The organism is Secundilactobacillus angelensis, from assembly GCF_012641075.1.
GTDB lineage: Bacteria > Bacillota > Bacilli > Lactobacillales > Lactobacillaceae > Secundilactobacillus > Secundilactobacillus angelensis.
In genome coordinates, this window is sequence record NZ_JAAXLJ010000062.1 from 1 (window position 1) to 752 (window position 752).

The following is a 752-nucleotide window of genomic DNA, read 5'->3' on the forward strand; positions in this document are numbered from 1 at the left end:
AAAGGAGATTTTATATTATGTTAAGTACTCCAGATTACAAGTTCTGGTTTGTTACCGGTAGTCAATTTTTATACGGTGACGAACAATTAAAGTCCGTTGAAAAAGATGCTAAGGATATTGTTGACAAGTTAAATAAGTCAGGCAATTTGCCTTACCCAATCGAATTTAAGCTGACTGCCACTACAGCTGACAACATTACTCAGTTAATGAAGGATGCTAACCACGACGACAGCGTTGCCGGTGTGATCACTTGGATGCACACTTTCAGTCCTGCTAAGATGTGGATTCGCGGAACTCAATTATTGCAGAAGCCATTACTTCATTTAGCTACCCAATATTTGAACCACATTCCATACGAGACCATCGACATGGACTATATGAACTTGAACCAAAGTGCTCATGGTGACCGTGAATACGGCTTTATCAATGCACGTCTCCGGTTAAACAACAAAGTTGTTTACGGCTGGTGGGGCGATGAAGAAGTTCAACAAGAAATCGCTGACTGGCAAGATGTTGCTGTTGCTTACAATGAAAGCTTCAAGATCAAAGTTGTCTTATTCGGTGACAAGATGCGTAACGTTGCCGTTACTGATGGTGACAAGATTGAAGCCCAAATTCAACTTGGCTGGACCGCTGACTACTATGCCGTTGGTGATTTAGTTGAAGAAATGAACAAAGTTACTGATGCTGATATTGATCAGAAGTATGATGAATTAGCTAAGACCTACACCATGAACCCTGGTGACAACGAC

General features: G+C 41.2%; 1 protein-coding gene. It reads left to right on the forward strand.

Annotated features, from left to right (window positions below; genetic code table 11):
- Positions 1-17: 17 nt before the first annotated feature.
- Positions 18-752, forward strand: a 735-nt coding sequence (locus HC026_RS12360) for an L-arabinose isomerase family protein (protein ID WP_456300138.1), incomplete at its 3' end; no start/stop codon positions are given.